The 25,617-nt window shown below is 73.2% G+C and carries 29 protein-coding genes; 16 read left to right on the top strand and 13 right to left on the bottom strand.

Going from position 1 to position 25,617, the window contains the following annotated elements; all coding sequences use genetic code 11:
- Positions 1 to 158: 158 nt before the first annotated feature.
- From eccB to ABZ452_RS08745, 9 genes are all read left to right on the top strand, one after another.
- A complete protein-coding gene (eccB, locus tag ABZ452_RS08785) occupies positions 159 to 1,625 on the top strand; it encodes a type VII secretion protein EccB (RefSeq protein WP_357940457.1) in 1,467 nt (488 codons plus the stop codon).
- Positions 1,626 to 1,742: 117 nt separating this feature from the next.
- A complete protein-coding gene (locus tag ABZ452_RS08780; RefSeq protein ID WP_357940455.1) occupies positions 1,743 to 2,114 on the top strand; it encodes a hypothetical protein in 372 nt (123 codons plus the stop codon).
- The gene (locus tag ABZ452_RS08775; RefSeq protein WP_357940453.1) at positions 2,107 to 3,375 is read left to right on the top strand and encodes a WXG100 family type VII secretion target; all 1,269 of its coding nucleotides are present in this window, start codon (positions 2,107 to 2,109) and stop codon (positions 3,373 to 3,375) included. Before ABZ452_RS08780 ends, ABZ452_RS08775 begins: the two co-directional genes overlap by 8 nt.
- A 206-nt stretch (positions 3,376 to 3,581) precedes the next feature.
- Positions 3,582 to 4,118: a hypothetical protein gene (locus ABZ452_RS08770; RefSeq protein ID WP_357940451.1), complete on the top strand. Its 537-nt coding sequence runs from the start codon at positions 3,582 to 3,584 to the stop codon at positions 4,116 to 4,118.
- A gap of 138 nt (positions 4,119 to 4,256) precedes the next feature.
- Positions 4,257 to 5,093, top strand: a complete 837-nt coding sequence (locus ABZ452_RS08765) for a hypothetical protein (RefSeq protein WP_357940449.1) — start codon at positions 4,257 to 4,259, stop codon at positions 5,091 to 5,093.
- 83 nt (positions 5,094 to 5,176) lie between these two features.
- Complete coding sequence (locus ABZ452_RS08760) at positions 5,177 to 5,518, top strand: YkvA family protein (protein WP_357940447.1); 342 nt, start codon at positions 5,177 to 5,179, stop codon at positions 5,516 to 5,518.
- A 49-nt stretch (positions 5,519 to 5,567) separates the two neighbouring features.
- Positions 5,568 to 5,990, top strand: a complete 423-nt coding sequence (locus tag ABZ452_RS08755) for a TIGR03618 family F420-dependent PPOX class oxidoreductase (RefSeq protein WP_357940445.1) — start codon at positions 5,568 to 5,570, stop codon at positions 5,988 to 5,990.
- Positions 5,991 to 6,260: 270 nt separating this feature from the next.
- A complete protein-coding gene (locus ABZ452_RS08750) occupies positions 6,261 to 6,881 on the top strand; it encodes a C39 family peptidase (RefSeq protein ID WP_357940443.1) in 621 nt (206 codons plus the stop codon).
- An 87-nt stretch (positions 6,882 to 6,968) separates the two neighbouring features.
- Complete coding sequence (locus ABZ452_RS08745) at positions 6,969 to 7,643, top strand: HAD-IA family hydrolase (protein ID WP_357940441.1); 675 nt, start codon at positions 6,969 to 6,971, stop codon at positions 7,641 to 7,643.
- Positions 7,644 to 7,694: 51 nt separating this feature from the next.
- Here ABZ452_RS08745 and ABZ452_RS08740 read toward each other — a convergent pair whose 3' ends face one another.
- Positions 7,695 to 8,957, bottom strand: coding sequence for an alkaline phosphatase (locus ABZ452_RS08740; protein ID WP_357940439.1), 1,263 nt, complete (start codon positions 8,955 to 8,957; stop codon positions 7,695 to 7,697).
- A gap of 206 nt (positions 8,958 to 9,163) precedes the next feature.
- On the opposite strand from ABZ452_RS08740, the gene ABZ452_RS08735 reads away from it, so the two are divergent.
- Complete coding sequence (locus ABZ452_RS08735; protein ID WP_357940437.1) at positions 9,164 to 9,757, top strand: hemerythrin domain-containing protein; 594 nt, start codon at positions 9,164 to 9,166, stop codon at positions 9,755 to 9,757.
- A gap of 55 nt (positions 9,758 to 9,812) precedes the next feature.
- On the opposite strand, the gene ABZ452_RS08730 is transcribed toward ABZ452_RS08735, so the two are convergent.
- Positions 9,813 to 10,274, bottom strand: a complete 462-nt coding sequence (locus tag ABZ452_RS08730) for an Lrp/AsnC family transcriptional regulator (RefSeq protein ID WP_357940435.1) — start codon at positions 10,272 to 10,274, stop codon at positions 9,813 to 9,815.
- A gap of 90 nt (positions 10,275 to 10,364) precedes the next feature.
- Between ABZ452_RS08730 and ABZ452_RS08725 the strand changes: the two genes are divergently transcribed.
- A complete protein-coding gene (locus ABZ452_RS08725; protein WP_357940433.1) occupies positions 10,365 to 11,267 on the top strand; it encodes an SMP-30/gluconolactonase/LRE family protein in 903 nt (300 codons plus the stop codon).
- Positions 11,268 to 11,271: 4 nt separating this feature from the next.
- Here ABZ452_RS08725 and ABZ452_RS08720 read toward each other — a convergent pair whose 3' ends face one another.
- The 3 genes from ABZ452_RS08720 to ABZ452_RS08710 all read right to left on the bottom strand — a co-directional run bounded on the left by ABZ452_RS08720 (position 11,272) and on the right by ABZ452_RS08710 (position 13,103).
- Positions 11,272 to 11,505 carry a ferredoxin gene (locus ABZ452_RS08720; protein WP_357940431.1) on the bottom strand — a complete coding sequence of 78 codons (234 nt, stop codon included), beginning with the start codon at positions 11,503 to 11,505 and terminating at the stop codon, positions 11,272 to 11,274.
- A gap of 25 nt (positions 11,506 to 11,530) precedes the next feature.
- Complete coding sequence (locus tag ABZ452_RS08715; protein WP_357940429.1) at positions 11,531 to 12,736, bottom strand: cytochrome P450; 1,206 nt, start codon at positions 12,734 to 12,736, stop codon at positions 11,531 to 11,533.
- Positions 12,737 to 12,920: 184 nt separating this feature from the next.
- On the bottom strand, positions 12,921 to 13,103 hold the full coding sequence (locus ABZ452_RS08710) for an antitoxin (protein ID WP_357940427.1): 183 nt from the start codon (positions 13,101 to 13,103) through the stop codon (positions 12,921 to 12,923).
- Between the two features lie 129 nt (positions 13,104 to 13,232).
- Here ABZ452_RS08710 and ABZ452_RS08705 point away from each other — a divergent pair, with 129 nt between their 5' ends.
- Positions 13,233 to 14,336 (top strand): AI-2E family transporter, encoded by a 1,104-nt coding sequence (locus ABZ452_RS08705; protein ID WP_357940425.1) that lies wholly within the window; start codon positions 13,233 to 13,235, stop codon positions 14,334 to 14,336.
- Between the two features lie 79 nt (positions 14,337 to 14,415).
- On the opposite strand, the gene ABZ452_RS08700 is transcribed toward ABZ452_RS08705, so the two are convergent.
- Positions 14,416 to 15,078 (bottom strand): dienelactone hydrolase family protein, encoded by a 663-nt coding sequence (locus ABZ452_RS08700; protein WP_357940423.1) that lies wholly within the window; start codon positions 15,076 to 15,078, stop codon positions 14,416 to 14,418.
- A gap of 195 nt (positions 15,079 to 15,273) precedes the next feature.
- On the opposite strand from ABZ452_RS08700, the gene ABZ452_RS08695 reads away from it, so the two are divergent.
- From ABZ452_RS08695 to ABZ452_RS08685, 3 genes are all read left to right on the top strand, one after another.
- Positions 15,274 to 15,666, top strand: a complete 393-nt coding sequence (locus tag ABZ452_RS08695; RefSeq protein WP_357940421.1) for a MerR family transcriptional regulator — start codon at positions 15,274 to 15,276, stop codon at positions 15,664 to 15,666.
- Positions 15,636 to 15,983 carry a thioredoxin domain-containing protein gene (locus ABZ452_RS08690; RefSeq protein ID WP_357940419.1) on the top strand — a complete coding sequence of 116 codons (348 nt, stop codon included), beginning with the start codon at positions 15,636 to 15,638 and terminating at the stop codon, positions 15,981 to 15,983. Before ABZ452_RS08695 ends, ABZ452_RS08690 begins: the two co-directional genes overlap by 31 nt.
- A gap of 61 nt (positions 15,984 to 16,044) precedes the next feature.
- Positions 16,045 to 16,224, top strand: a complete 180-nt coding sequence (locus ABZ452_RS08685; RefSeq protein ID WP_357940417.1) for a hypothetical protein — start codon at positions 16,045 to 16,047, stop codon at positions 16,222 to 16,224.
- 49 nt (positions 16,225 to 16,273) lie between these two features.
- Here ABZ452_RS08685 and ABZ452_RS08680 read toward each other — a convergent pair whose 3' ends face one another.
- The 5 genes from ABZ452_RS08680 to ABZ452_RS08660 are packed head-to-tail and all read right to left on the bottom strand — an operon-like array spanning position 16,274 to position 20,923.
- The gene (locus ABZ452_RS08680; protein ID WP_357940415.1) at positions 16,274 to 18,646 is read right to left on the bottom strand and encodes a glycoside hydrolase family 65 protein; all 2,373 of its coding nucleotides are present in this window, start codon (positions 18,644 to 18,646) and stop codon (positions 16,274 to 16,276) included.
- Positions 18,643 to 19,392, bottom strand: coding sequence for a beta-phosphoglucomutase family hydrolase (locus ABZ452_RS08675; protein ID WP_357940413.1), 750 nt, complete (start codon positions 19,390 to 19,392; stop codon positions 18,643 to 18,645). The genes ABZ452_RS08680 and ABZ452_RS08675 overlap by 4 nt, the downstream gene beginning before the upstream one ends.
- A 47-nt stretch (positions 19,393 to 19,439) precedes the next feature.
- Entirely contained in the window at positions 19,440 to 19,907 is a 468-nt protein-coding gene (locus tag ABZ452_RS08670) for a DUF4442 domain-containing protein (protein ID WP_357940411.1), read from the bottom strand.
- A 9-nt stretch (positions 19,908 to 19,916) separates the two neighbouring features.
- Positions 19,917 to 20,132, bottom strand: a complete 216-nt coding sequence (locus tag ABZ452_RS08665) for a DUF397 domain-containing protein (RefSeq protein WP_357940409.1) — start codon at positions 20,130 to 20,132, stop codon at positions 19,917 to 19,919.
- Complete coding sequence (locus ABZ452_RS08660; RefSeq protein ID WP_357940407.1) at positions 20,123 to 20,923, bottom strand: helix-turn-helix transcriptional regulator; 801 nt, start codon at positions 20,921 to 20,923, stop codon at positions 20,123 to 20,125. The genes ABZ452_RS08665 and ABZ452_RS08660 overlap by 10 nt, the downstream gene beginning before the upstream one ends.
- 194 nt (positions 20,924 to 21,117) lie before the next feature.
- On the opposite strand from ABZ452_RS08660, the gene ABZ452_RS08655 reads away from it, so the two are divergent.
- Positions 21,118 to 21,486, top strand: a complete 369-nt coding sequence (locus tag ABZ452_RS08655) for a hypothetical protein (RefSeq protein WP_357940405.1) — start codon at positions 21,118 to 21,120, stop codon at positions 21,484 to 21,486.
- Between the two features lie 455 nt (positions 21,487 to 21,941).
- On the opposite strand, the gene ABZ452_RS08650 is transcribed toward ABZ452_RS08655, so the two are convergent.
- Together ABZ452_RS08650 and ABZ452_RS08645 are read right to left on the bottom strand one after the other, a co-directional pair.
- Entirely contained in the window at positions 21,942 to 23,252 is a 1,311-nt protein-coding gene (locus tag ABZ452_RS08650) for an ABC transporter ATP-binding protein (RefSeq protein WP_357940403.1), read from the bottom strand.
- Between the two features lie 157 nt (positions 23,253 to 23,409).
- Positions 23,410 to 25,602, bottom strand: a complete 2,193-nt coding sequence (locus ABZ452_RS08645) for a bifunctional glycosyltransferase family 2 protein/CDP-glycerol:glycerophosphate glycerophosphotransferase (protein ID WP_357940401.1) — start codon at positions 25,600 to 25,602, stop codon at positions 23,410 to 23,412.
- Positions 25,603 to 25,617: the final 15 nt, after the last annotated feature.

The raw sequence follows: 25,617 nt of genomic DNA, 5'->3' as shown, positions 1-25,617 counted from the left end.
GAGCGTCCCTTCTGGACATCCTGGGCATCCGCCGGTGCGGTGCGTCGCCGGGGGGCGGGCGGGGTCCCGGTGAACCGTCGACGGCCCCTTATCGTAGGGAAGCCCGCGGCGGAGTTCGGACCTGATCGCCGCGGACCCACCCCTGCCGGAGGTTAGTCATGCGGACCCGCCGCGATCAGGTGCAGGCGTACCGCTTCGTCACCCGCCGGATCGTCTCGGCGCTGCTCTCCGGCGACCCGGAGACCAACGACCTGCCGATGCGGCGCCTCGGCATGGCGGTGTTCGGCAGCGTCATCGCGGCCGCCGTCGTGCTCGGCGGCGCGGGGGCGTACGGGCAGTTCACCAGCAACTCCGCCCCGCTGGAGCCGAACACGCTGGTGATCGAGCGGGAGACCGGGGCGACGTACGTCTTCACCGACGACAAGGTGCTGCACCCGACGCTCAACTACGCCTCGGCGCGGCTCATCCTCAACGACGCCGGTGCGCCGGTCCGCACCATGTCCCAGGCCTCGATCAAGGACCGGCCGCGGGGCCGGGCGGTCGGCATCGTGGGCGCCCCGGACGCCGTGCCGGACCGGAAGTCGCTGGTCGGCCTCCCCTGGTCGGTGTGCGACGTGCCCGACGCGAACGACCCGGAGCGCTCCACCACCCGCCTGGTGATCGACCGGCCGCTGCCCGGCGGCACCCCGCTCACCGACCGCGCGGTCCTGGTCAAGCTGAACGACGCGCGCTACCTGCTCACCGGCGGTGCGCGGCTGCGGGTGGTCGGTGACGAGCAGGCGCTGGTGGCGTTGAAGATGGCCGGGGCGGCCACCCTGACGGTCGGGCAGCAGCTGCTCAACGCGGTGCCGGTCGGCCCGGCGCTGCGCAAGCCGACCATCGACGGGGAGGGCGGCCCGAGCGGGCTGACGGTGGGCGACCGTCCGGCCCGGGTCGGGCAGGTCTACCGGGCCGCCGGCCAGTACTACGTGCTGGCCAAGCAGGGCCTGGTGGCGATCCGGGAGGTCACCGCGCTGCTGCTGCTCGGCGGCGGCGGCCAGGTCACCGACATCACGCCGGACCAGGCCGGTCAGCTCCTCACCGACCAGCGGCTGGAGGCCGAGGGCCTGCCGGACCGGCTGCCCACCCTGCACGAGGTCCGCGCCGGGCGGACGGTGCTCTGCGCCACGTACCGCTCCGGGCCGACCGGCCAGCCGACCACCACGCTGGAGGTCTTCGACCAGCCGCCGGCCGAGCTGACCGCGGCGACCGGCGTGGCGGCGCGGCAGAGCGACCGGGACGCGGTCCGGACCGCCGAGAGCGTGCTGCTGCCCGGCGGCAAGGGCGTGCTGGTGCAGGCCACCGCCGGGGAGACCGGCAAGGCGGCGGCCGGCTCGACGGTCTACCTGATCACCGCGCAGGGCGTCCGTTACCCGCTCGGCACCGCCTCCGGCGACGCCAAGAGCGCCCTGGGGTACGGCGACGTGACGCCGCTCGCGGTGCCCGCGTCCCTGCTGGCGCTGGTGCCGACCGGGCCGACCCTGGAGCGCGAGGACGCGATGAGCCAGTTCGATCCGGGTGCGGTGCCGGGGGGCGACGCGACACCCGGACCGGGCGACGACACGGCCCCCGCGCAGGGTGGATGAGCGGGGCGGACACGGTCCGAAGTGGATAGGGGTGAATGACGGGTCGCCCCGGTTGGCCCGGGTCGACTAACCTGAACGTGGCCAACGGTTCTCGACGATGACTACGGGGATGCAGCCATGACCGGGCGCACGACAGTGGACGTACTGTCCTTGGAGGACTTCCACCAGCGGCTCGAGCGCCGGCTGAGCGAGGCGGAGTCGGTGTTGAAGAAGCTCAACACCGAGATGCAGTGCCGGCCGCCGGCACTCGGCACGTTCACCGACGCCACCGACAACTCCCGTCGCTACTCCGAGACGCACCAGAGCTACGTCAACCACGTCGAGCGGTTGCGGCGGGCGATCGTGGCCGCCCAGAAGGCCACCAAGACGATCATGACCAACTACAAGACCGCCGAGGCACGCAACGCCGCCGCCGCGGCCGACATCGCCGCCGCCCTCTCCGGGCTGACCGAGGCGATGAAGCCGAAGGGAGAGGATCCGCGTGTCTGAATACACCCAGCGCTACGAGCACGTCAGCCACAAGGAGCTCTACCAGGGCGTCAACGCCGGCGACCCGAAGCAGATCGACGGGCTGAGCGCCCAGTGGACGTCGCTGAAGGGCACCCTCGACGACCTCGGCCGCGACCTGACCGGCGACCTGGACGCGCTGCTGAAGACCTGGACGGGCGACGCCGCCCGGGAGTTCCACCGCCGGCTCAACCTGGTCGCCGACTACTCCGGCAACCTGGCCGAGGGCATGACGGGCATCCGACAGGGGCTCGACATGATGGCCAGCGAGCTGCGCACCGCCCAGGCGAAGGCGGAGAGCCCCGAGGAGACCGACGACAACGACAAGCTGCTCTCCGGCGCCGGCAAGGGCTTCCTGGTCGGCGGTGTGCCGGGCGCGCTGGTCGGCGGCCTCGTCGGCCATGAGCAGGACAAGGCCGAGCAGGAGAAGGCGCACCAGCGGATGGTGCAGGTCGTCGCCAAGCTGGCCGAGGGCTACGACTTCTCGGCCTACGGCCGGATCGTCGTGCCGGAGCCGGCGAACACGGAGCTCCCGGGCCACAGCGACCCGACGGACCCGACGCTGCGCAGCGGCCCGTCGGTGAGCACGCCGTCGGCCGGGCCGGGCGTCGGCAGTTTCGGCCCCGCGGCGAACGCCACCGCCACCACCTCGGGCGTGCACCACACCGCACCGGGCAGCGGCACGGTCGGCGGTGGCACGCCGGGCGACGGCACGACGGGCGGCCAGCCCGGCGCGGGCAGCCCGGGCACCATCGGTGCGGGCGGCACGGTCGAGCCGACCGGCAGCTCGCTCGCCGGAGCCGGCCCGCTGACCGCCACCGGCCCGACCACCGGCCTGGCGGGCCCCGGGCTCGGCGGCGCCAACCCGACCCTGCCGTCCGGCGGGGGCGGCGGCTCGCTCTACGGCATGCCCGGCGTGCTGAGCGGCACCGGGTCGCTGGCCGGCTCGGGCGGCGGCTCGGCGACCTCCGGCCGGGGCGGCGGGATCGGCGCCGAGAACCGGTCGGCCGCCGGCACCGGCCGCCTCGCCTCCGGGCGCGGCGTGACGGTCGAGACGGAGAGCCGCTCCACCGGCAAGAGCGGCGCGACCGGGCGGCCCGCCATGGCCGGCCGCAACGGTGTGCTGGGCGCACGCGGCGGCGAGGACGACGAGTCCGAGGGCCGGCTGACCTGGCTGACCGAGGACGAGATGGTCTGGTCCGACGGCGAGGCGGCCCCGCCGCCGGTGCTCGGCGGCAACTGACCGCTGGCTCACGACGGCGCGGCGTCCCCACCGGGGCGCCGCGCCGTTCGCGTCCACGGGGCGCGCGCCGTTCGCGTCCGGCCGGGGCGCCGCCCGTCCGCCGAACCGGCGGACAGGATCCGTCCACAGCGAATGGTGGGGCGGGTCACGTCGACCGGGAAGATCGTCGAGCTGCACGATGCGGACCTGACCGATAGGTTGAAACGGTGCTGCCCGTAGCGTTCGCCTCGTCCCTCTGGACGGCCACGCTGCGCAGGATCGCCCGCACGGCGGTGACCGCCCTGGCGCTCATCGCCGGGCTCACCGGCCCGGCCGCCATCGCGGCCGCCGATCCCCACCCCGCCGCGACGGCCCGCCCGGCCGTCGACCTCCGGACCGACGCGCTCTCCGCCGTCGACCTCCGGACCGACGCGCTCTCCGCCGTCGACCTCCGGACCGACGCGCTCTCCGCCGTCGACCTCCAGATCCACGCGTTCTCCGCCGTCGACATCCGGATCGACGCGTCCGCCGCCGTCGACCTCGGCCCGGCCGACCGCCGGGTCGCGGAGGGGTCCGGCGTCCGGCCCGCCGCCGCGCCGGCCGCGGACTCGCCCGTCCGGCACCCGCTCACCGCGCCGGCTCCGGCCGGGCCGCCGCGCCGGGTCACGGCCGACGCCGCCGCACCGGTCGCGGGCCCGGACGTCGTGGTCGCCGCCGACCCCGGCCGGGCCGCCATCGCCCGCCGCGGTCCGCCGCGCGCCTGACCCGCCGCCCCTTCGGGTTCGTTCCGGCGCCGTTCGACCGCGCCCGCCGCGCACCCCGTCGCGTTCCGGCCGCGACCCACCGCCCGCCCACCGGGCCCCGACCGTTGACTCCGACCGTTCCACCACGAGGTGCTGGTGATGCAGACCGTCTTCTCCACCGTCCTGCCCGACGTTCCCCGAGCCGCCGTGATCTGGTTGGCCCTGCTGGCCGTGGCGGCGATCGTGGTCGCCGCCCTGATCGTCCGCCCGAACCGGTTCCGGTCGGTGTTCGGCGAGCGGATCAGCGAGGCCGCCCGGCCGAGCAGCATCGAGCTGGCCGCCCAGGCCCGCGAGCACGCGCGGGAGCAGTCCCGGTACGCGCAGGAGGTGGCGGTGGCCGCGTCCCGGGCCGCGGCGACCGCCGAGCGGCGCCGGGCCGAGTGGCTGGCCGCCCAGGAGGAGGTCGAGGAGGCGTGGCGGGCGTACGAGGCGGCGGAGGAGGACGTCCGCCGGCTGGCCGCCGCCGCGGCGCTGCCCCTGCCCCGGACCGCCCGGACCCCCGCCGAGTACGTGGACCGGGAGCGCTGGCTGCACCGGGCGGCGCTGGACGCCCAGTGGCGCAAGGAGATCACCGTGCAGCAGCTCAGCGACATCCTCGGCCACCGGGGCTGGGATCCGCGCCGGCACCCGGTCGAGCAGGAGCTGCTGCTGCGCCGGCTGGTCCGGGACAACCTCCGGGGACGGCAGGAGGCCGCCCGGGAGCGGGAGCAGGCCGCCTGGCGGGCCGCCGAGCTGGCCGCCGCCGCCGCACGGAGCCTGCGCGACGAGGCGTACGCGGCGACCCGCCCGGTCACCGAGGCGCGGCCGGAGCTGTCCATCGTGGACCTGACCGGCCCGGAGGCCACCCGTGAGCTGCCGGCGTCCACGCGGGCGGCCGAGAGCACCCGTGAGCTGACCCCGGTGGCCCGGGGGCGGGCGGCCGTTCCGGCGTACTGACCCGACCCGACACCCGACCGCCGTCACCGATCGACAGGTCGGCCGAGAAGGCGGAGCTGGCCCGGCTCGGTTAGCGTGACGTCGTGTCCCGTGAAGCCTGGATACTCGTCGTGCTCGCCGCCGTCGCCGCGCTGGCGACGCTGGTCGGGGCGGTGCTGCTCGCCGTCCGGGTGGTCCGCACCCGCCGCATGCTGGGCGCGCTCGGGGTCGGCGGCAAGGTCGCCTTCTACGGCGCGCTGATCTACACGATCCTGCCGGTGGACGTGCTTCCCGACCCGATCTACCTGGACGACATGGGTGTGTTGGCCGGAGCGCTGATCTACCTGGGCCGGCTGGCGGCGAAGCACCGGGCCGCGCAGCGCGCGCTGCCCGACCGGTCGGACTCCCCGCCGGGCCCGGGCCGGGAGCACCGCCCCGTGTCATGATCGGCGCGGGGCCGGCGGTCGGCCCGCACGAGGGCACCGAGGACGGCACATGGCGGGCGACCACCGGCTGGACCCACACGACGAGCGGGTCGCCCGGTTCTTCCGGGACCGGCATCTCGCCACGCTGACCACCCTGCGCGCGGACGGCACCCCGCACGTCGTACCCGTGGGGGTCACCTTCGACGCGGACACCGGCCTGGCCCGGGTGATCACCTCGGGCGCCTCGGCCAAGGCCCGGCACGTCGCCGCGGCCGGGGCGGCGGGCACACCGGTGGCGGTCTGCCACCTCGACGGCCGCTGGTGGTTGACCGTGGAGGGCCGGGCGGTGCTGCGCCGCGACCCGGAGTCGGTGGCCGAGGCCGAACGGCGGTACGCCGCCCGCTATCGCACCCCGCGTCCGAATCCGCAGCGCGTCGTCATCGAGATCGCCGTGACCCGCCTTCTCGGCAGCCTTCCCACCGGCACCATCTGACCCGCCCGTCACCGCGCCGGCGACCCGCCCGCGCCGGGTGTCCGGTTAAACCGTGACGGCCGCCACCTGCGGAAATCGGGGCCGGCAGCGGTCCGTTGCACCTTCCGTACGAGCGATACGAGCGAGCGGGCGGCAGGCCCGCCGCCCCCGGTGAGCGAGCGGGGCCGCGCCCTGGAGCGCACCTCAGATCCCCCGAGAGCACGCCGAGCGCCACTCCCGGTGCCGCGTCTCCGTACCGCGGGGACGTCAACCCCCGAATGGAGCTTCGACATGAACTCGATCTTCCGTAAGAGCATGCTGTCCGTCGCCGGCCTGGTGATGTGCGGCGGGACCGTGGTGGGTCCGGCCGTCGCGGCGCAGGCCGCCCCGTCGACCGCCCTCAAGGGCAAGGGTGAGCGCAGCGCCGGCTACGAGTACGAGGCGCAGCCGAACTTCTTCTACTGCGGCCCGGCCTCGACCCGGATCGCGCTGTCGGCCGAGGGCAAGGAGGTCAGCCAGGACGAGCTGGCCACCAAGCTGGGCACCACCGAGAACGGCACCGACTCGGCCATCGACATCACCCGGGTGCTCAACGAGTACACCGGTGGCAAGTACAAGACCACCGAGATCCGGGACGACGTGGCCACCAGGGAGCAGGTCGAGCGCCTGCGGGCCGACGTCAAGGCAGCCGTCGACCAGGATCGGCCGGTCGTCGCCAACATCCTGGGCGGCGCGCTGGACATCGACGGTGTCGAGCACAGCTACCCCGGTCACTACCTGACCGTGGTGGAGTACAAGGACGACGGCAACACGGTGCTGATCGCCGACCCGGCCAGCCCGAACGAGCCGACGTACTGGATGGACGTGACCGAGCTGGCCAACTGGATCGCCGGCCGCGGTTACAGCTCCTGACCGAGCGCACAGGGCCGGTCTCCCCCGAGCGGGGAGGCCGGCCCTTTCGGCGTCCGCCGGGTCACCGGCCCCGTTAGAGTCTGGACCGTGCCGCGACCGGTGATCTTCGACCTGTTCCACACCCTGGTGCCCGGTGGGGACCCCGAGCGGGACCGGGTGGTCGGTGAGATGGCGCTGATGGTGGGGGTGGAGCCGGCCGCGCTGGTCGAGGCGTACCACGCCACCTGGCGGGACCGGATGACCGGCTGGGACGCCGCGGAGACCGTACGCGTCCTGGCCCGGCGGCTCGGCGGCGCGCCCACCGAGGAGCAGGTGGCCCGGGCGGCCGCGCACCGCCGGGACCTGGCCGGGCGGCTGCTGGCCGGCGTCCCGTCGTCGAGCGTCGCGGTGCTGGACGCGCTGCGCGCCGACGGTCACCGGATCGGGCTGGTCAGCAACGCCACCGCGGAGACCGCCGAGGCGTGGCCGGCGACCGACCTGGCCCGCCGGTTCGACGTGGCGGTCTTCTCCTGCGACGTGGGCCTGGCCAAGCCGGACCCGGCGATCTACCGGCTGGCGGCCGAACGCCTCGGCGTCGATCCGGCCGACTGCGTCTTCGTCGGCGACGGCGCCGACGGTGAGTTGGCCGGCGCCGCGGCGGTCGGCATGACGGTGGTCCGGACCACCGAACACCACGACGGCGACCCGACCTGGGCCGGCCGGGCGCTCACCGCGCTCCGCGAGCTGCCCGCCCTGCTGCACGAGCCGGCGCGGGGGCGCTGAACCGGCGGCGCCCTCCCGCCACGGGGACGGGAGGGCGCCGGGAGCCGGAGGTCAGCGGGTGAGGATCTGGGACAGCACGTCGTGCACGTGGGTGTTCGGGTGCTTGCCGGTGAACTGCTCGGCCAGCGGCCCGTACGCGGTCACCGGCACGTCCGCCCCGGTGTGGCCGCTGGTGGTCCAGTCCAGGTTGAAGCTCTGGCTGCTGCCCTTGATCGGGAACGGCCCGTCCTCGGCCGAGATGCCGTCACCGGACTCGTCGGAGGTGGCGGTGTCCTCGACGGTCAGGCCGCCGCACTCGTGGTCGCCGGTCACCACGACCAGGGTGTCCGGGTGGGTGGCCGCGAAGTTGCGGGCGACCGCCACGGCCTTCTCCAGCTCGCCGAGGGCCTGGAGCATCCGGGTGCCGTTGTTGTCGTGAGCGAACTCGTCGATGCCCTCCTCCTCGACGAGGAGGAAGAAGCCCTTCTTGTTCGTCGACAACGTCGAGAGCGCCTTCTCGGTCATCGTGGCCAGGCTGGCCGGCGGGGCGTAGACGTCGCCCTGGCCCTCGGCCCGCTGCTGGAACAGCTCCTCGTTGCCGAAGAGGCCGAGAAGCTTGCCGCCCTTGGCGGCTTGGAGCTGGGCGGCCGTGGAGACGTATCGGTAGCCCTTGGCCTTCGCCTTGGCGATCAGGTCGCCCTTGGTGCCCTTGCTGGCCTCGGACGGGTCCTCGGCTGGCTTGTCCGGGTACGCGCCGGCGTTGCCGGCCGGCAGCCACCAGTCCTCGCCGCCGCCCAGGATCACGTCCGGCCGGGTGACGTCCAGGTACTGCCGGGCGATCTCGTCCTGCGCCCCGCGGTCGGCGGTGTTGGCGAAGAACGCAGCCGGGCTGGCGTCGGTGACCTGGGCGGTGGTGACCAGGCCGGTGGACTTGCCGGCGGCCTTGGCCTGGGCGCCGAGGGTGGGCAGCGGGTTGCCGTCCACGTCGACGCTGATCGCGCCGTTGTAGGTCTTCTCGCCGGTGGCCCACGCGGTGGCCGCCGCGGCCGAGTCGGTGATCGGCGTCTTCGGGTCGTGCGGGCTGGTGGTGAGCTGGCCGGAGTAGGGCAGCTTGTCCATGTTGAGCTGGCCGTCGAGGCCGGCCAGGTAGAGGCGGGCCGCCTCGCGCTGTGCGGCGGACATGCCGTCACCGTTGATGAAGATGACGTTGCGGGCCTTGCCCTTCGCCGCGCCGGCGTCGGCGTCGGTGATCGGGTTGGCCAGGCTCAGTCCGGCGGCGGCCACCACCCCCGAGACGACGGGGGCGAGCAGCCAGCGGCTGGAACGGAAATTCACGGGTGTCCTCCTGCGGATGGAACGCGCTGGGCAGCCATCACGCAACCGCAGCCACCGGCCGGACAGTTGACCGTCAGATTAACGGAGGGCGGCCGTTGCCGGGACTCTTGTCGCCCGGGGCAACGGCAGTTGCCTGGTTGGACCGTTCGGCTGGGGGTAGTGGCCAGACGAGCCGTTCCGCAACCCACCGGTAAGGGGCTGTTGAGATGACCGACGTACAGACCGAGCGGGACGTCGTGGACGTCCTGACGACGGACCACCACGAGGTCGAAGCGATCTTCGTCGAGCTGGAGAGCCGGCAGGGCACCCCGGAGCACCGTCGACAGCTCGCCGACGTGGTGATCGCCGAGCTGGTCCGGCACGCGGTGGCCGAGGAGGCCCACGTCTACCCGGCCGCCCGCAAGGCGCTGCCCGACGGCGACCAGCTCGCCGAGCACGAGATCTCCGAGCACGCCGACGCCGAGCGGACCATGAAGGAGCTGGAGTCGGTGGACCCCTCCGACCCGCGCTTCGACGAGCTGCTGACCAAGCTCACGGCGACCATCCGGCATCACGTGCAAGACGAGGAGAACGACCTCTTCCCCCGGCTGCGCGCGGCCTGCGCCCGCGAGGAGCTGGTCGAGCTGGCCGGCAAGGTGGAGGCGGCGAAGAAGTCGGCGCCGACCCGCCCGCACCCGGCCGCGCCGGACCACCCGCCGGCGAACCGGCTGCTCGCCCCGGGCGCCGGGCTGGTCGACCGGATGCGCGACGCGCTCAGCGGCCGGCCCACCTCGATGCGGGAGCTTCGCGAGAAGTCCTGAGCACCGGCCGAGGCGGCCACGCTCCCGGCGCGGGGGGCGTGGCCGCCGCCGCGTGTCAGGGGGTCTGGGGGTACGGGTCGAGCGGGCGCTCGAAGAAGCTCTCCAGCACCACCACGGTCTGCGTGCCGGTGACGCCCTCGACCTGGAACAGCCGGCGCAGGCTGGCCTGGAGCTGCTCGGGCGTGCCGACCCGGATCTTCACGAGCAGGGAGGCGGGGCCGGCGATGACGTGCGCCTCCTCCACCTCGGGCAGCGCGGCGAGCGCCTCGCGGGTGGGCCGGTCACCCATCCAGGCGTTCGCCTCCACCAGCACGAACGCCAGCACGCCCCGCCCGACCGCGGCCGGGTCGACGTCCACCGTGGTACGCCGCACGACGCCCTGCCCGCGCAGCTTGCGCACCCGCTCGTGCACCGCCCCGGTGGACAGCCCGACCGCGCCGGCCAGCGTCGCGTACGACTGGGTGGCGTCGTGTTGCAGCGCCGCGAGCAGCTTCCGGTCCACGTCGTCCACGACCACATCTCCGTTCGGTGTTCTGCCTCATGGCTGATTCTCGTTCGGTCATGTTAGCGTCAGGCCGAACGTCAGTCATCAGCGGAGGCGGTCGACGTGGATCGGTTCAGGACGCGGTTCGAGGTGCGGGACGAGCGGTTCCGCCGGGTCAACGGCGACGAGTGGACGGAGTGCCTCTGGACCGGGGGCCGCTGGCTGGAGGGCCCGGCCTGGTTCTCCGCCGGGCGCTACCTCGTCTTCAGCGACATCCCCAACGACCGGCTGCTGCGCTGGGACGAGACCACCGGGGCGGTCGGGGTGTTCCGCCAGCCGGCCGGCTACGCCAACGGACACACCGTCGACCGGCGCGGCCGGCTGGTGAGTTGCGAGCAGGGCGGGCGGCGGGTCACCCGGACCGAGCCCGACGGCACCGACACGGTGCTCGCCGAGCACTGGCGCGGCAAGCGGCTCAACAGCCCCAACGACGTGGTGGAGCACTCCGACGGCTCGATCTGGTTCACCGACCCGAGCTACGGCATCGACAGCGACTACGAGGGCCACCGGGCCGAGGGCGAGATCGGCGGCAACCACGTCTACCGGATCGACCCGCACGACGGCGAGGTGCGCCGGGTCGCCGACGACTTCGGGCAGCCGAACGGGCTGGCGTTCAGCTCCGACGAGTCCCTGCTCTACGTGGTCGACACCCGGGCGAAGCACCTGCGCCGGTTCGCGGTGGCCGAGGGCGGCACGCTGCGCGGCGGCGAGGTGTTCGCCACCTGCGACGCCGGCTCCTTCGACGGCGTACGCCTCGACGACGCCGGCCGGGTCTGGGTGGCCGCGCACGACGGGCTGCACTGCTTCGACCCGGACGGCACGCTGCTCGGCAAGCTGCACCTGCCGGAGGTGGTCGCCAACTTCACCTTCGGCGGCCCGAAGCGCAACCAGCTCTACATCTGCGCCTCCAGTTCCCTGTTCAGCCTGCGGGTCAACGTCAACGGGGCGCGCTACCCCGGCTGGTGACCGGTCAGCCCTCCGGGGCGATCCGGCGGAGGCCGTCCACCTCGGACACGATGATCGCCTCCAGCGGGCAGGACTCCGCTGCGTCCAGCACCGCCTCGTCGGCGGCGATCCGCTCGGCCACCGGCCGGGACAGCCCGTCGACCAGCACGAAGTGCCCCGGCGCGACCCCGGCGCAGATCCCCGACCCGATGCACCGGGTCGGGTCGACGTGCAGTCGCCACTCGCCAGCTCCGCTCACGCGCCCTCCCCCGCCCCGGCCCGGCTCACCAGGCCACCGGCATGGCCAGCAGGCCCCGCACCAGCAGGCCGCTCTTCCAGGTCAGCTCCTCCACCGGCACCGCGAGCCGGAGCCCCGGCGCCCGGTCGAGCAGGGTCTCCAGCACCACCCGCAGCTCCATCCGGGCCAGCTGGGCGCCGACGCAGTGGTGCACGCCGTGCCCGAAGCCGAGGTGCGGGTTGACCTCCCGGGTGAAATCGAGCCGGTCTGCGTCGGCGAAGACGCTGTCGTCCCGGTTGGCCGCCGCGATGTTGACCACCACCGGCTCGCCCGCCCGGACCAGCACACCGCCCAGCTCGACGTCCTCGGTGGCGTAGCGGGGGAACGCCGCCGTGGCGCCGAGCGGGATGAAGCGCATCAGCTCCTCGACCGCGGCCGGCACCAGCTCCGGCCGGGCCCGCAGGGTGTCCCAGGCGCCGGGGGTGGTGAGCAGGACGTACACCATGTTGGGGATCTGGGTCACCGTGGTCTCGTGGCCGGCGGCGAGCAGCCCGGCGGCGAGGGTGATCATCTCCTCCTCGGTGAGCCGGTCGGCGTTCTCGTCGCGCGCCCGGACCATGGCGCTGAGCAGGTCGTCGGTGGGTTCCACCCGACGCCGGGCGATCAGCCCGCCCATGTAGGCGAGCAGGTTGTCGACGTACTGCTGGGCCAGCTCCGGCTCCAGGGAGGTGGTCGAGACGATCGCCTCGGACCAGGTGTGGAACCTGTCCTGATCGGACACCGGCACGCCGAGCAGGTCGCAGATCACCCGGATCGGCAGCGGCGTGGCCAGGTACGCCACCAGGTCGGCGGGCGGCCCGGCGGCGAGCAGCCCGTCGACCAGCTCGTCGGCCACCGCGCGGGTACGCGGCCGCAACTCCTCGACCCGGCGGGCGGTGAACGCCTTCGCCACGAGCCGGCGCAGCCGGGTGTGCTCCGGCGGGTCCATCGAGAGGATGCCGGTCTCCTGCTGGCGCGGGGTGTTCCGGGGTTCGTCACGGCCGACCGACGCCGCCCGGCTGAACCGGGGGTCGCCGAGCACCGTCTTCACGTCGGCGTGCCGGGTGGCCAGCCAGGCGGGCTCACCGTAGGGCAGTTGGACCCGCACCAGCGGCTGCTCGCGCAGCTCGGCGTAGCGGGCGTCCAGGTCGAGCCGGACAGGGGCGTTGAACGGGTAGCGCTGCGGGATGGTCGCCTGGGAAGTGTCGGTCACCGGCTGGCTCGCTCTCGTCCACGGCACCGCGGGCGGTGCGGGTCGACTCCGCACGACTCGACGCTGAGTCATGCCCCGACTGCGGATGGTAGCGAGAACGGTCGATGGAGACCAGAGGGTTGTTCCGATTTCGACACGACGATCCCGGGCCGCCCACGCGGGACGGCCCGGGATCGCACCGCGGTCAGCGGCCGGTGTCGCCCTGGCCGGTTCGCTGCTGCGCCATGTCGACGCCCTTGTCGATCTTCTCGTCGTACTTGCCCTGGGTCCGCTTGTCGGCCATGTCGCCGCCCTTCTCGATCCCCTGGTCGACCTGCTTGTCGTGCTTGTCGGCGAAGTCCTTGGCCTTGTCCATGAAGTCGCTCATGTCGGTTCTCCCTTCGATACCGTGAATGCCTTCCCTGGTGCCGGAGGCACAAACACGCCGCGTCCCCAAGGCGCCCGGGTGTCGGATTCGCGTGCGTCGGGTACCTACGGCCACGATCGAGGAGGCGACGTGGACGAGGACGCGGGGACGCCGGAACCGGCGGCGCGGAGCCGGGCGGTTGGCCCACGGCAGACCTGGGCCGGGCTGCCCTGGCCGGTACGGACGGCGGTCACCTGGAGCGCCTGTCTCGTGGTGGTGGTCGCCGCCCTCTGGCTGCTCGGGAAGATCGCGGTGCTGCTGGCCCCGCTGGCCGTCGCGCTGGCCGGCACGCTCTTCCTCACCGCGCTGCTCGACCCCGTGCTGCTCGGGCTGCGCCGGCTCCGGGTGCCGCCGGCGCTGGCCGCCCTGCTCAGCCTCCTGCTGCTGCTCGGCGTCCTGGTCGGCGTCGGCGCGCTGGTGTGGAACCTGACCGCGAGCCAGTTCGGCGAACTGAGCCAGCAACTCGACCAGGGCCTGCAACGCAGCCGGGACTTCGTGACCTCCAGCCTGCCGGTGACCGACGAACAGCTCGACCGGCTGGTCCGGCAGGTCCGGGACGGCCTGAGCGGCAGCGCCCCCGACCCGGTCGCCGGGGCACGGACGGCCGCCGAGGTGGCCGGTTCGCTCCTGCTCGGCCTGGTGCTGCTGTTCTTCCTGCTCAAGGACGGCCGGTCGATGTGGCACTGGGTGCTGCGCCGGATGACCGGGCCGCGCCGCGACGTGACCGCCGAGGCGGGCCGGGCCGGCTGGCGCACGCTGAGCGCGTACAGCCGCGGCACGATGATCATCGCGGCGATCGACGCGATCGGCATCGGGCTGGCGCTGGTGGTGCTGCGCGTCCCGCTGGCCCTGCCGCTCGCGCTGATCACCTTCTTCGGCGGTTTCGTGCCGATCATCGGCGCCACCGTGGCCGGCGCGATCGCGGTGCTGGTCGCCCTGGCCGCCAACGGCCCCACCACCGCCCTGCTCACGCTGGCCGCGGTGATCGCCGTGCAGCAGATCGAGGGCAACCTGCTGGAGCCGCTGGTGATGAAGCGCCAGGTGCAGCTGCACCCGGCGGTCATCCTGGTGGTGGTCACCGCCGGCACGCTGATCGCCGGCATCGCGGGCGCGTTCGTTTCGGTGCCGATCGCCGCGGTCGCCTGGCGGGTCCTGGACACCGTGCAACGCCACCGCGCCGCGGTGCCCGACTGACCCGCCCGGCTGCCCGGCCCGATTGGGACCGGGTGCGGCTGCCCCGCCGGGTGCGGCTGCGCCGCCGGGTCCGGCCCGGTCAGGCCGGATGGGGCTGGCGGAGGTGGGTGGTGAACCAGGTCCCGGCCTGGTCGGCCACCTGCTCCAGGGTGCCCGGCTCCTCGAAGAGGTGGGTCGCGCCGGGCACGATCCGCAGCTCCGCGACGTCGCCCAGTTCCGCCCGGGCCTGCTCGTTCAGCACGATCACCTGCTCGTCCAGGCCACCGACGATCAGCAGCGTGGGGGCGCGTACCGCCGAGAGCGAGCTGCCGGCCAGGTCCGGGCGGCCGCCACGGGAGACCACCGCGCCGACCTGATCCGGCCGGGCGGCGGCGGCGACCAGAGCGGCGGCCGCGCCGGTGCTCGCGCCGAACAGCCCGATCGGCAGCCGGCCCAGGGTCGGCTCGCCGGCCATCCAGTCCACGATCGCGGCCAGCCGCTCGGCCAGCATCCCGATGTCGAAGCGCAGCTCGGCGGTGACCGCGTCCCGCTCGTCCTCCTCCGGGGTGAGCAGGTCGACGAGCACGGTCCCCAACGCCCGGCCGTTGAACTCGTGCGCCACCGCCACGTTCCGCGGGCTGTGCCGCGAACTGCCGCTCCCGTGCGCGAACAACACCACCCCCACGGCTCCCGACGGCACGATCACATCGGCGACCAACCCACCGTCCACGACCGGCACGCTCACCTCACGTGCGTCCCCCATACCCCACACCTCCCACTGCCGGCATACCCACCAGCGTGGTGATCATGAAGTTGGCGGCGGGGAAACCTCTCCCTCGCCGCCAACTTCATGATCGACGAGGTTCGGCGCCGGGCGCGAGGGTTGCCTTGACGTCGGCGGCAAGGTTTAGCGTGGCCGTGGTCAGAGGGTGAGCAGGCCGGTTGGGGGGCGGGTGGGATGCGGATCGGGGAGTTGGCGGAGCGGGCCGGGACCAGCACCCGGACCCTGCGTTACTACGAGTCGCAGGGGCTGGTGTGCCCGGGCCGGTCGGCCAACGGCTACCGCATCTACGACGAGGCCGAGCTGCGCGTCGTGCACGAAATCCGGGCGCTGCTGGCGGTCGGCTTCGGGCTGGACGACATCCGGCCGTTCGTGGCCTGCCTGCGGGCCGGCAACAGCTCCGGCGACGTCTGCCCCGACTCGGTGGCGGTGCTGCGGCGCAAGCTCGCCGAGGTGGACGACTATCTCGACCGGCTCGGCGCGGTCCGTCACCAGCTGCACGACCAGCTCGCCCGCGCGATCGCCCATCGGGAGGAAACATGCCTCAGGACACGCAACAGGGCCGACTGACCGCGGTCACCGACGAGACCTTCGCGGCCACCGTGCTGGCCGCCGACCGGCCCGTCGTGGTCGCCTTCTGGGCAGAGTGGTGCCCGCCCTGCCGCCCGGTCTCCAGGCACCTGGCGGAGCTGGCCCAGGAGTTCGGCGACGCGCTGCGCTTCGTCACCGTCAACTCGGACGAGAACCCGCAGAGCACGCGGGCGTACCAGGTGATGTCGATGCCGACGATGCTGGTGTTTCGGGACGGCCAGGTCATCGGTTCGATCGTCGGTGCCCGGCCCAAGAACCACCTGCGGATGAGCTTCGCCCGGCACCTCGACGGTTGAGCCGGCGGGGATCGGGAAGGCGCGGGGTGACCACGGACCCCGACGGATCGCGAGGCTCGTCATGGCGAAACAGGACAGGTCCCGAGAGCAGGAGCTCACCGACCAGGAACGCCGCAAACAGGAGCTGAAGGGCTCGCCGGACTGGGCGGACCGCGCCTCCGTGGCACGCACCGCCGACGACGCGCGGGCGACGGCGCCGCGCGATGCCGGCGGCCGGCCGTCCAACGGCCGCCAGTTCTGAGGTACGCCGGAAGGCCCCGGCCCGCGAGCTCGCGGGCCGGGGCTTTCGCTCAGGTCATGTTCTCGGGCAGGTGCAGCAGGGGCGCCCGGCCCGGCGGCTGCTCCGGCTGCGGTCCGGACGGGTGCGCCGGCGGCACCGGCAGGGTGACCGGCTGGGCGGCGGTGACCCGGATCGGCTCACCGTGGTGGCGCAGCTCCAGCACGGTGTGCGGCCCCCCGTTGCGCAGCGAGTACGTGGTCTGGTGCGGCCGGACGTCGACCCGTAGCCGCATCGAGCGCCACTGGAGGGAGAACTCCAGCCGGCTGAGCCGGCTGGGGAGCCGGGGCGAGAACGAGAGGGTCCCGTCGTGGTCGCGCAGGCCGCCGAAGCCGGCGACCAGGGCGATCCAGGCCCCGGCGAGCGACGCCATGTGTACGCCGTCCCGGGTGTTCTCGCTCAGGTCGTGCAGGTCCATGAGCGCGGCTTCGCGCAGGTAGCGGTGAGCCAGCTCAGGGTGGCCCACCTCGGCCGCCATCACCGCCTGGGTGCAGGCGCTCAACGAGGAGTCCCGCACGGTGCGCCGCTCGTAGTAGAGGAAGTTCCGCACCTTCTCGGCGTCGCTGAACGCGTCGCCGCGCCAGTGCATGGCGAGCACCAGGTCCGCCTGCTTGACGACCTGCTTCCGATACAGGTCGAAGTACGGGTAGTGCAGCAGCAGCGGGTACTTCTCCGGCGGCGTGTGCTCGAAGTCCCACTCCTGCAACCGGGTGAACCCCTCCACCTGCCCGTGCACTCCGAACTCCGGGTCGTACGGGACGTGCATGGCGTTGGCCGCGTCCCGCCAGGTGGCCGCCTCCTCCTCGGTGACGCCGAGGTCCTGGGCCTGGTCGCGGTGGCGCATCGCGCAGTCGGCCGCGGTGAGCAGGTTCCGCTGCGCCATCAGGTTGGTGTAGACGTTGTCGTTCTTCACGGCGGTGTACTCGTCCGGGCCGGTCACCCCGTCGATGTGGAACCGGCCGGTGCGGTCGTGGTGGCCGAGCGATCGCCACAGCCGGGCCGTCTCGACCAGCAGTTCCAGCCCGATCTCCCGTTCGAGCGCGTCGTCGCCGGTGACCAGCACGTAGCGGCGCAGCGCGTCGGCGACATCGGCGGCGATGTGGAACGCCGCGGTCCCAGCCGGCCAGTACGCCGAGGACTCCGGCCCCTCGATGGTGCGCCACGGGAAGGCGGCCCCGGCCAGGTTCAACGTCCGGGCCCGCTCCTGCGCGAGGCTGAGGGTCGCGTAGCGCCAGTGCAGGGCGTCCCGCACCGCGCCCGGCTGGGTGTAGGTGAGCACGGGCAGCACGAACATCTCGGTGTCCCAGAAGGCGTGCCCGTCGTACCCCGGGCCGGTGAGGCCCTTGGCGGCGATGGGCCGGCGTTCCGCGCGGGCGCCGGCCTGGAGCACGTGGAAGAGGCCGAACCGGACCGCCTGCTGCACCTCCGGGTCGCCCTCCACCCGCACGTCGGCGGCGTCCCAGAACTCGTCGAGGTATTCCCGCTGCTCCCGGCGCAGCCCGTTCCAGCCGTCCAACCGGGCCGCGGCCAGCGCCGCCCCGACCTGGTCGCGCAGCGCCGGCAGCGACCGCCGGCTGGACCAGCCGTACGTCAGGTACTTGACCACCCGCAGCGTCTGGCCGGGCTTGAGCACGCAGCCGATGGTGGTGCGGACCCAGTCCTCGTAGCCCTCGGACTCGATGGTGGTGCGCTCCAGGGCCTCCACGTCGTGCGCCATGGCGGCGGCGACCCGCAGGCCGCTGACCTTGGTGCGGTGGATGAGCAGGCCGCCGTCGTCGGTGGTCAGCTCCTCCTCCGCCTGCAACGGCGATTCGAGTACGGCGGCGACGCGCGGATCCTTGCTCTGCGGCGGCAGGGTCTCGTTGGCCACCAGCTCGGACTGGACGATGAGCCGTAGCGGCCCGTCCAGCGCCTCGACCTCGTACTGGATCGCGGCGACCGCCCGCTGGGTGAACGACACCAGCCGGGTGCTGCGGACCTTCACGTCCCGGCCGGCGGGCGAGCGCCAGTGCAGCTCGCGGTGCAGCGTGCCGGCGCGCAGGTCGAGGACCCGCTCGTGGGAGATGAGTTCGCCGTACCGGACGTCGAGCGGCTCGTCGTCGACCAGCAGGCGGAGCAGCTTGCCGTTGGTCACGTTGACGACGGTCTGCCCGGACTCGGGGAAGCCGAAGCCGGCCTCCGCGTAGGGCAGGGGGCGCAGCTCGTAGAAGGAGTTCAGGTAGGTGCCGGGCAGGCCGTGCGGCTCGCCCTCGTCGAGGTTGCCGCGCAGCCCGACGTGGCCGTTGGAGAGGGCGAAGACCGACTCGGACTGGGCCAGCACGTCCATGTCGAGCCGGGTCTCCCGGACGTGCCACGGCTCGACCGGGTACGCCCGTTCCCGGATCACGCGTGCGCCCCGGTGAGCAGTTCCGACAGGTCGGTGACCACCACGTCGGCGCCGTGCGCGCGCAGGTCGTCGGCCTGGCCGACCCGGTCGACGCCGACCACGTACCCGAAACCGCCGGCCTTGCCGGCGGCGACGCCGGCAAGCGCGTCCTCGAAGACGACCGCGTTCGCCGGCTCCACGCTGAGCATCTGCGCGCCGGCCAGGAAGGTGTCCGGGTGCGGCTTGCCGCGCAGGCCGCGCTCGCGGGCGACCAGCCCGTCCACCCGGGCCTCCAGCAGCGGGTCCAGCCCAGCGGCGGCGACCACGTCCCGGCAGTTGGCGCTGGCCGAGACCACCGCCCGGCGCAGCCCGGCGCGGGCGGCCGCCTCCAGGTAGCGCACCGAGCCCTCGTAGACCTCGACGCCGTCGGTGTGGATCCGCTTGAGCAGGATGACGTTCTTCCGGTTGCCCACCCCGTTGACCGTCTCCGCCTCGGGCGGGTCGTCCGGCGAACCCTCGGGCAGGACGATCCCGCGCGAGGCCAGGAAGGAGCGCACCCCGTCGGCCCGCGGCTTACCGTCCACGTACCGGTTGTAGTCCGGGCCGGGGTCGAACGGGCGGAACGGCTCGCCGGTGGCCGCCGCGCGCGCCTGCAGGAACGCGTTGAACGTCTCGGTCCAGGCGGCGTTGTGCACCTTGGCGGTCTGCGTCAGCACACCGTCCAGATCGAAGAGACAGGCGGTCACCTGCGCGGGTAGACCCAGCATTGCCTGAATCTATCCAGGGCACCGGCCGGGCAAACCCGATTCGGACCTCAGCGGTTCGGGCGAAGTGTCCAGATCACGGTGAGCGCCGAGGTCACGGTGCCGTCCTCGGTGGCGATCTCCACCTCGACCGGGAACTCCGGTCGCTGCCCGGCGTCCAGCTCGGCGACCACCTCGGCCGGGGTGCGCCCCAGCCGCGCGGTAGCCAGCACCGGCCCCAGGGCGACCTTCTGGTAGCGGATGGTGGCCGTCACGGCGAGCGGTACGGCCCGGTCGAGCACCTGCCCGAACGCGGCCAGCACCACCGCCCCGGAGGCCGTTTCCCCGAGCGTGAACATCGCCCCGGCGTGCGGGCCGCCGACGTGGTTGTGGTGCTCCGGGACGTCGGGGAGCCGGACCACGGCCCGGACGCCGCCCTCGGCCTCGGGGGCGACCTCGACGAATTCGATACCGAGCGTGCGGGCGAACGGCACGGCCTCCAGCAGACCGGCCGCGACCTGGCGAGAGTCGATGGACATGCCCAGACGCTACTCGTGAGTAACTTTCTGGGCAAGGGCCGATCGGCGGGCAGCAGCGACGAAGGCTGCCCAGCTCAGCGGGGTGAAGCTGAGCGCGGGGCCGCGCCGGTCCTTGCTGTCCCGCACGGCCACCACGCCGGGCAGGTTGTCGGCCACCTCCACGCAGTCGCCCTGGTTGCCGCTGCTGCGCGTGCTCTTGCGCCAGATCGCGCCGGTCAGGTCCATTGCTCCGCCGCCTCCGAGATCGCCGCCAGGGTGGCACCGTGCGGCATGGCCTCCGCCCGCACGGACTCCCAGATCTGCCGCAGGGAGTTTATGTCCACGCTCCGCTCGACGATGGTGCCCTGCAACTGGTTATCCAGGTAGCCCACGTCGTCACCATCGGGTGGGGTGGCGAGCACGAAGGCGCCGTTCAGACCCGGGTAGGCACCGGTGCCACGCGGCACCAGGTGCAGGTGGACCCGTGGTCGCCGGCCCACCTCGACGAGGTGCCGCAACTGCTCCCGCATCACCTCCGGACCGCCGACGGGACGCTCCAGGACGGTGTAGTCCAGCACGGCCACGAACTGCGGGGGTCCGGGCCGGTTCAGCACCGCCTGACGAGCCAGCCGCGCGGCGAGGGGTTGCTCGATCTCCTCACCGGCGAGCTGCGCCGCTCCTTCATAGAGCGCCCGGGCATACGCCTCTGTCTGCAGCAGTCCCGGAACCACCAGCGGTTGGAAGCTGCGCAAGGTCGTCGCCTCCTGCTCGATCGACACCCACTCGCGGAACCACGGCATGAGGCTCTCGCGGATCAGGGCGTCCCGGATGCGCACCAGCAGGCCGCCCGCCCGCAGCACCTCGTCGCAGCGCTGGGCGAACTCCTCCCGGGGCGGGCGGCGGCACTGCTCGACCGCCGCCACCAGCGAGGCCGAGTAGTTGACCCGCTCGCCCAGCGCCTCCTGGGACAGCCCGGCGTCGCCGCGCAGCCGGCGCAGCTCCCCGGCGAACAGCTCCAGCATCGGCATCCGGCTCATCTGCACACCTCTGCACAACGGGGAACGGCCGGTCGGACGGCCGGGCTGGTGGGGGCGGAACGGCTTCCGACCCTAGCCCCACGGTGACCAGACTGTCACCCAGCGGAGCCGCCCACACCCGTCGAGGGCCGCTCCGGGGCCCGCCCCAATTCCCCCGAACCGGGGCGGGCCCACCCAAGCCTCAAGGAGACCTCATGGACGATCGACCAGATCTTGGTGGGAAAAGGCCCCCAGAGGGGCCACTGCCTACCAAGATCTCGCCGGAAACGACCACAGGGGAGCGGTTGAGGGCTTGTCCGGCGCACACGCCGTTGCGGCCGATGTGGTGCTGCCGGGCCTGCGGGCAGCCGTGGCCCTGCGCGCAGGCCCGCCTGCTGCTCAAGGCCGAGTACGCGGACGACCAGATCGGCCTGTCGCTCTACCTGTGCGGGCTGCTCCACGAGGCGGCCCGGGACCTCTACCGCCTGAACCCGGACGCCGGCCCGTCCCCCGCCGACCTGTTCCGTCGTTTCGTGGCGTGGGGCCCCTACCGCCGGCCGGTAGTGGACCCGTCGCAGCACTGAGACGGGCTCCAGCACCTCCGGCCGCCGCACCGCCCCGCCATCACCGTGCGTGCAGGGCCGCCGAGTTCACTGCGAGTAACCGCCCCGGCGAACCGTCAGAAAAGTCCTCCGCGCCTTTGCTCTGCAGCCATCCACGCACCACGCGATTGAGCTGCTGTTCCTCAAACGCGCCCGACGCGTCCCCGATCCATGACGCTTACTCAGCGCAACCGCTGCGTCCGTGGCTGCAGAGCAAAGGCGCGGAAAGGTTTCCCCCGGGTCGGCGCGGACTGTGACACAGCGTGGTTGGCCGCAAGGCGACCAACGCGGAAAAGCGCGCGGCGAACGGCATCCAAGGCACCCGGAAGGAAAGCGCCCCGACGGCGTGAAGGCGCTCGCCGAGGGACAAGGCGCCGCCGGAACGAAGCCCACCGGAGCGAAGGCGGCCGTCGAGGGGCAGGGCGCCGCCGGGCGCCTCAGCGCCAGCCGACGTCGATCCGGTCGCCGCGCTCGTCGAAGAAGTGCAGCGCGTCCATCCGTACCTGGACGGCGAGCGGGTGCCCGGCCGACACCGCCGGGTACGGGGCCAGTCGCACGGCCAGTTCCGCCGGGCGGCGGTGGTGCCGGCCCGGGTCGGGAAGCACGCTCGTCCGGTTCCCCCCGCCGCCGCTCGGCTCGGCGGAGACCGGTGCGTCCGCCGCACGCCCGGCGAGCCGCTGCATGACCTGGCCGAACCGGCGCAGGCCGCGCTGGCCGGGGGCGGCGTCGTCCGGGCGGCTGCCCATCTCGTCCACGACAATGGCCGTGGCGCCGATGTCGAGGAAGGCCAGCGACTCGTGGCCGTGGTGCTCCAGGTAGCGGATCCGGCCGTGCAGCACGTCCCCGGCGGTGTCGGGGGCGACGGGGGTGAGCGCCTCGGCCCGCATGCCCACCACGATCCGCTCGCCGTGGTAGTGGGCCACGGCCCGGCTGCGGATGTCGTCCCACGGCAGGTACAGCGACTGCTCGCCGAGGTTCAGCGTGACGTACCGGTCGAGGTGGACGTAGACCGACGCCTCCAGCAGGTTCATCCGCGGGCTGCCGAGGAACGCGGCGACGTAGAGGGTGGCGGGACGCCCGTACACCTGGGTGGGTGTGCCCACGTCCTGGAGCACGCCCTTGCGCATGATGGCGACCCGGTCGGCCATGGTCAGGGCCTCGGCCTGGTCGTGCGTGACGTAGATGGTGGTGACGCCCAGCTCGCGGGTCAGCCCGGAGATCTCGGCGCGCAGCTCGGCGCGGAGGCCGCTGTCCAGGTTGGAGAGGGGCTCGTCCATGAGGAACAGGCCGGGCCGGCGCACTATGGCCCGTCCCATGGCCACCCGCTGCCGCTGGCCGCCGGAGAGCTGGCTGGGCTTGCGGGCGAGCACGTCGCCGATGCCCAGCGCGCTCGCCACGTCCTGGATCCGCTCGCCGCGCGGCCCGGGCTCGACGCCGGAGAGCCGGAGCGGGAAGCCGATGTTGTCGCCGACGGTCATGTGCGGGTAGAGCGCGAAGTCCTGGAAGACCATGGCGATCTTCCGCTCCCGGGGCGGCAGGTCGTTGGCCACCTCGCCGCCGAGCATCACCGCCCCCGAGGTGGGATCCTCCAGCCCGGCGACCATCCGCAGCACGGTGGACTTGCCGCAGCCCGAGGGGCCGAGCAGCACCATGAACTCGCCGTCGTTGACGTCCAGATTGATGGTGTCGACCGCGATTGTCCCGTCCTGGAACACCTTGGTGACATCCTTGAGCGCGACGGTGGTCACCGTCTGCCTCCCCAGCTCTCGGCCGAACCCGGGAATGACTGTGACCAGGATCATGGCCTTCGCGCATCGGGTAAACGTGCCATGTTCGACTCGTGAAAGAACCATTAACGAGATTGGCGGTCTTCCATCAGTAAAGCGACCGCTCAGTAACGACTTTTCAGGCCGGTTCGTCCAGGAAAACCCGTCGGACCACCCGCTCGGCGGCGTGCCCGTCGTCCAGCGCGCAGAACCGGGCCCGGAACCGCTGCCGGGCCTCCTCCGCGGCCGCTCCGCGCACCGCACCGCTGCGGAAGACGTCGAGCAGCCCGGGAAAATCGACGGCGACCGCGCCCGGCGGCTCGGCCAGCAGGTCGAAGTAGACGCCCCGAGCCACCCGGTACGCGTCCCAGTCCGGCGCGTAGACCACGATCGGCCGGTCGAGCACCGCATAGTCGAACATCGCCGAGGAATAGTCGGTGACGAGCACGTCCGCGGCGAGATACAGGTCCTCCACCCGGTCGTACGCGCTCACGTCCAGCACCGCGCCGTCGGACGCGCCCCGCAACTGCCGCTCCCGGTCGTGGAAGTAGTGGCTGCGCATCAACAGCCGCCCGGCCGGCCCGAGCACGTGACGCAGCCGGTCCGGGTCGAACGGCGGCCGCCAGCCCGGCAGGTGCTCCCGGTGGGTCGGCGCGTAGAGCACCACGTACTCGTCGGGGCCGATGCCCAGCCCCGCGCGGGCCTGGCGGCACTCCTCGGCGGTGGCCAGCGCCAGCCGGTCGTTGCGCGGATAGCCGACCTCCAGCGTGGTGTAGTCGGCCGGGTAGGCCCGCTCCCACATCTGGGTGGAGAAGCTGTTCGCGCTGACGCTGTAGTCCCAGCGGTCCACCCGGCGCAGCAGGTTCGCGAAGTTCATGCCCATCGCGCCGACCGGATAGCGCTGCTGGTCCAGCCCCATCACCTTGACCGGGGTGCCGTGGTGGGTCTGGACGTGCACCGAGCCCGGTCGCTTGCGGACGAAGTCCGGGAAGTTGACGTTGTTGACCAGCCAGCGGGCCCGGGCCAGCACCCGGTAGTAGTCCGGGGTGCCGGCCACCACGTACTCCACGCCCGGCGGCAGCCCGGCCACGCGGTCCCGGCGGACGATCCACACGCCGCGCACCTGCGGGGCGAGCCGGCGGGCGGCCGTGTAGATGGCGGCGGGGTTGCAGGAGTAGCCCCGGTACCAGTACGACGCGTAGACGGCGAGCGTCGGGTCGAGCGGGCGGTGCAGCTCGGCCCGGTAGTACTCGTGCAGCGCCGCGTCCCGGGCCCTGCGGGCATTGCGCCGGGCGACCGGCAGCACCCGCCGCTTGACCCGCCGGGCCGAGCGCCGGGCCCGCTCCTCGGCCTGGTGGGCGGCCCGGAGCGCGCTGAACGTCCGCCACCGCCCGGCTGCCACGAGCCGGTGCTTCACCCCTTCCAGCCCGGGCGGGACCGGGTAGCCCTCGGGCGGCAGGAAGCGGGCGTGGTCGGCGTGGATCTGGGCGAAGAACGGCGGCCGCAGCTCGGGGGCGATCCGCTCGCCGTTGCCCAGCACGGTCAGGTAGTGCCAGATCATCCGCTCGAAGACGGCCGGACGCAGGCCGTTCACCACGGCCGGCCCCCACCGGTCCATGAGCCGGAACACCCGGTGCCACTGGGCGAAGACCTCGAAGTGCCGGTCGCCCCGGGTCCGGGTGATCGCCCCCGTGCGGCGCTGCCGGTAGTTGAGGCAGACCCGGTCCAGCACGCCGATCCGCTCGGCGGCCATCAGGACCGGATAGCTGAACGAGACGTCCTCGTACCAGCCGGGTGCGAAGCGCAGCCCCTGCTCGGCCAGGAACTCCCGGCGGACCAGCCGGTTCCAGGCGGTGTGCAGCAGCCGCAGGGTCTCCGGCCGCTCCCGCAGCCGGAAGGTCGCCTCGCCGGGCGGCTCCGGGAACACGTCCCGCATGGCGCTGCGCGTGCCGATGTTGTTCCAGTGCGCCCGGACGTGGTCGACGATGAGCACGTCCGGGCGGGTGGCGCGGAGCCGGTCGGCCACGTGCGGCAGGCAGCCGGGGACCAGCCAGTCGTCGCCGTCGACGAACCAGACGTAGTCGCCGCTGGCCCGGTCCAGCCCGATGTTGCGGGCCGGACCGAGCCCGACGTTCTCGGTGAGCCGGACCGGGTGGACCCGGGGGTCGCGGGCCGCATACTCGTCGAGGATCTCGCCGCTGTCGTCCGGCGAGGCGTCGTCGATCCCGATCACCTCGACGTCCTCGAACGGCTGGTCCAGGATCGAGTCGAGACACTCCCGGAGGTAGCCCTGCACCTTGAAGGCCGGTACGACGAAGCTGATCAGGGTCATCCCGGCCGGCCCTCC

This window comes from Micromonospora sp. NPDC005707 (assembly GCF_040631005.1).
GTDB lineage: Bacteria > Actinomycetota > Actinomycetes > Mycobacteriales > Micromonosporaceae > Micromonospora.
The sequence above is the reverse complement of the archived record's forward strand: the minus strand, read 5'-3'. Positions and strand labels throughout refer to the sequence as shown.

What these genes read in the sequence shown, in the direction of transcription:
- eccB (WP_357940457.1), top strand. Translation starts at nt 159, where the DNA reads ATGCGGACCCGCCGCGATCAGGTGCAGGCGTACCGCTTCGTCACCCGC.
- ABZ452_RS08780 (WP_357940455.1), top strand. Translation starts at nt 1,743, where the DNA reads ATGACCGGGCGCACGACAGTGGACGTACTGTCCTTGGAGGACTTCCAC.
- ABZ452_RS08765 (WP_357940449.1), top strand. Translation starts at nt 4,257, where the DNA reads ATGCAGACCGTCTTCTCCACCGTCCTGCCCGACGTTCCCCGAGCCGCC.
- ABZ452_RS08755 (WP_357940445.1), top strand. Translation starts at nt 5,568, where the DNA reads ATGGCGGGCGACCACCGGCTGGACCCACACGACGAGCGGGTCGCCCGG.
- ABZ452_RS08750 (WP_357940443.1), top strand. Translation starts at nt 6,261, where the DNA reads ATGAACTCGATCTTCCGTAAGAGCATGCTGTCCGTCGCCGGCCTGGTG.
- ABZ452_RS08735 (WP_357940437.1), top strand. Translation starts at nt 9,164, where the DNA reads ATGACCGACGTACAGACCGAGCGGGACGTCGTGGACGTCCTGACGACG.
- ABZ452_RS08710 (WP_357940427.1), bottom strand. Translation starts at nt 13,103, where the DNA reads ATGAGCGACTTCATGGACAAGGCCAAGGACTTCGCCGACAAGCACGAC.
- ABZ452_RS08700 (WP_357940423.1), bottom strand. Translation starts at nt 15,078, where the DNA reads ATGGGGGACGCACGTGAGGTGAGCGTGCCGGTCGTGGACGGTGGGTTG.
- ABZ452_RS08695 (WP_357940421.1), top strand. Translation starts at nt 15,274, where the DNA reads ATGCGGATCGGGGAGTTGGCGGAGCGGGCCGGGACCAGCACCCGGACC.
- ABZ452_RS08690 (WP_357940419.1), top strand. Translation starts at nt 15,636, where the DNA reads ATGCCTCAGGACACGCAACAGGGCCGACTGACCGCGGTCACCGACGAG.
- ABZ452_RS08685 (WP_357940417.1), top strand. Translation starts at nt 16,045, where the DNA reads ATGGCGAAACAGGACAGGTCCCGAGAGCAGGAGCTCACCGACCAGGAA.
- ABZ452_RS08675 (WP_357940413.1), bottom strand. Translation starts at nt 19,392, where the DNA reads ATGCTGGGTCTACCCGCGCAGGTGACCGCCTGTCTCTTCGATCTGGAC.
- ABZ452_RS08670 (WP_357940411.1), bottom strand. Translation starts at nt 19,907, where the DNA reads ATGTCCATCGACTCTCGCCAGGTCGCGGCCGGTCTGCTGGAGGCCGTG.
- ABZ452_RS08665 (WP_357940409.1), bottom strand. Translation starts at nt 20,132, where the DNA reads ATGGACCTGACCGGCGCGATCTGGCGCAAGAGCACGCGCAGCAGCGGC.
- ABZ452_RS08660 (WP_357940407.1), bottom strand. Translation starts at nt 20,923, where the DNA reads ATGAGCCGGATGCCGATGCTGGAGCTGTTCGCCGGGGAGCTGCGCCGG.
- ABZ452_RS08655 (WP_357940405.1), top strand. Translation starts at nt 21,118, where the DNA reads ATGGACGATCGACCAGATCTTGGTGGGAAAAGGCCCCCAGAGGGGCCA.
- ABZ452_RS08645 (WP_357940401.1), bottom strand. Translation starts at nt 25,602, where the DNA reads ATGACCCTGATCAGCTTCGTCGTACCGGCCTTCAAGGTGCAGGGCTAC.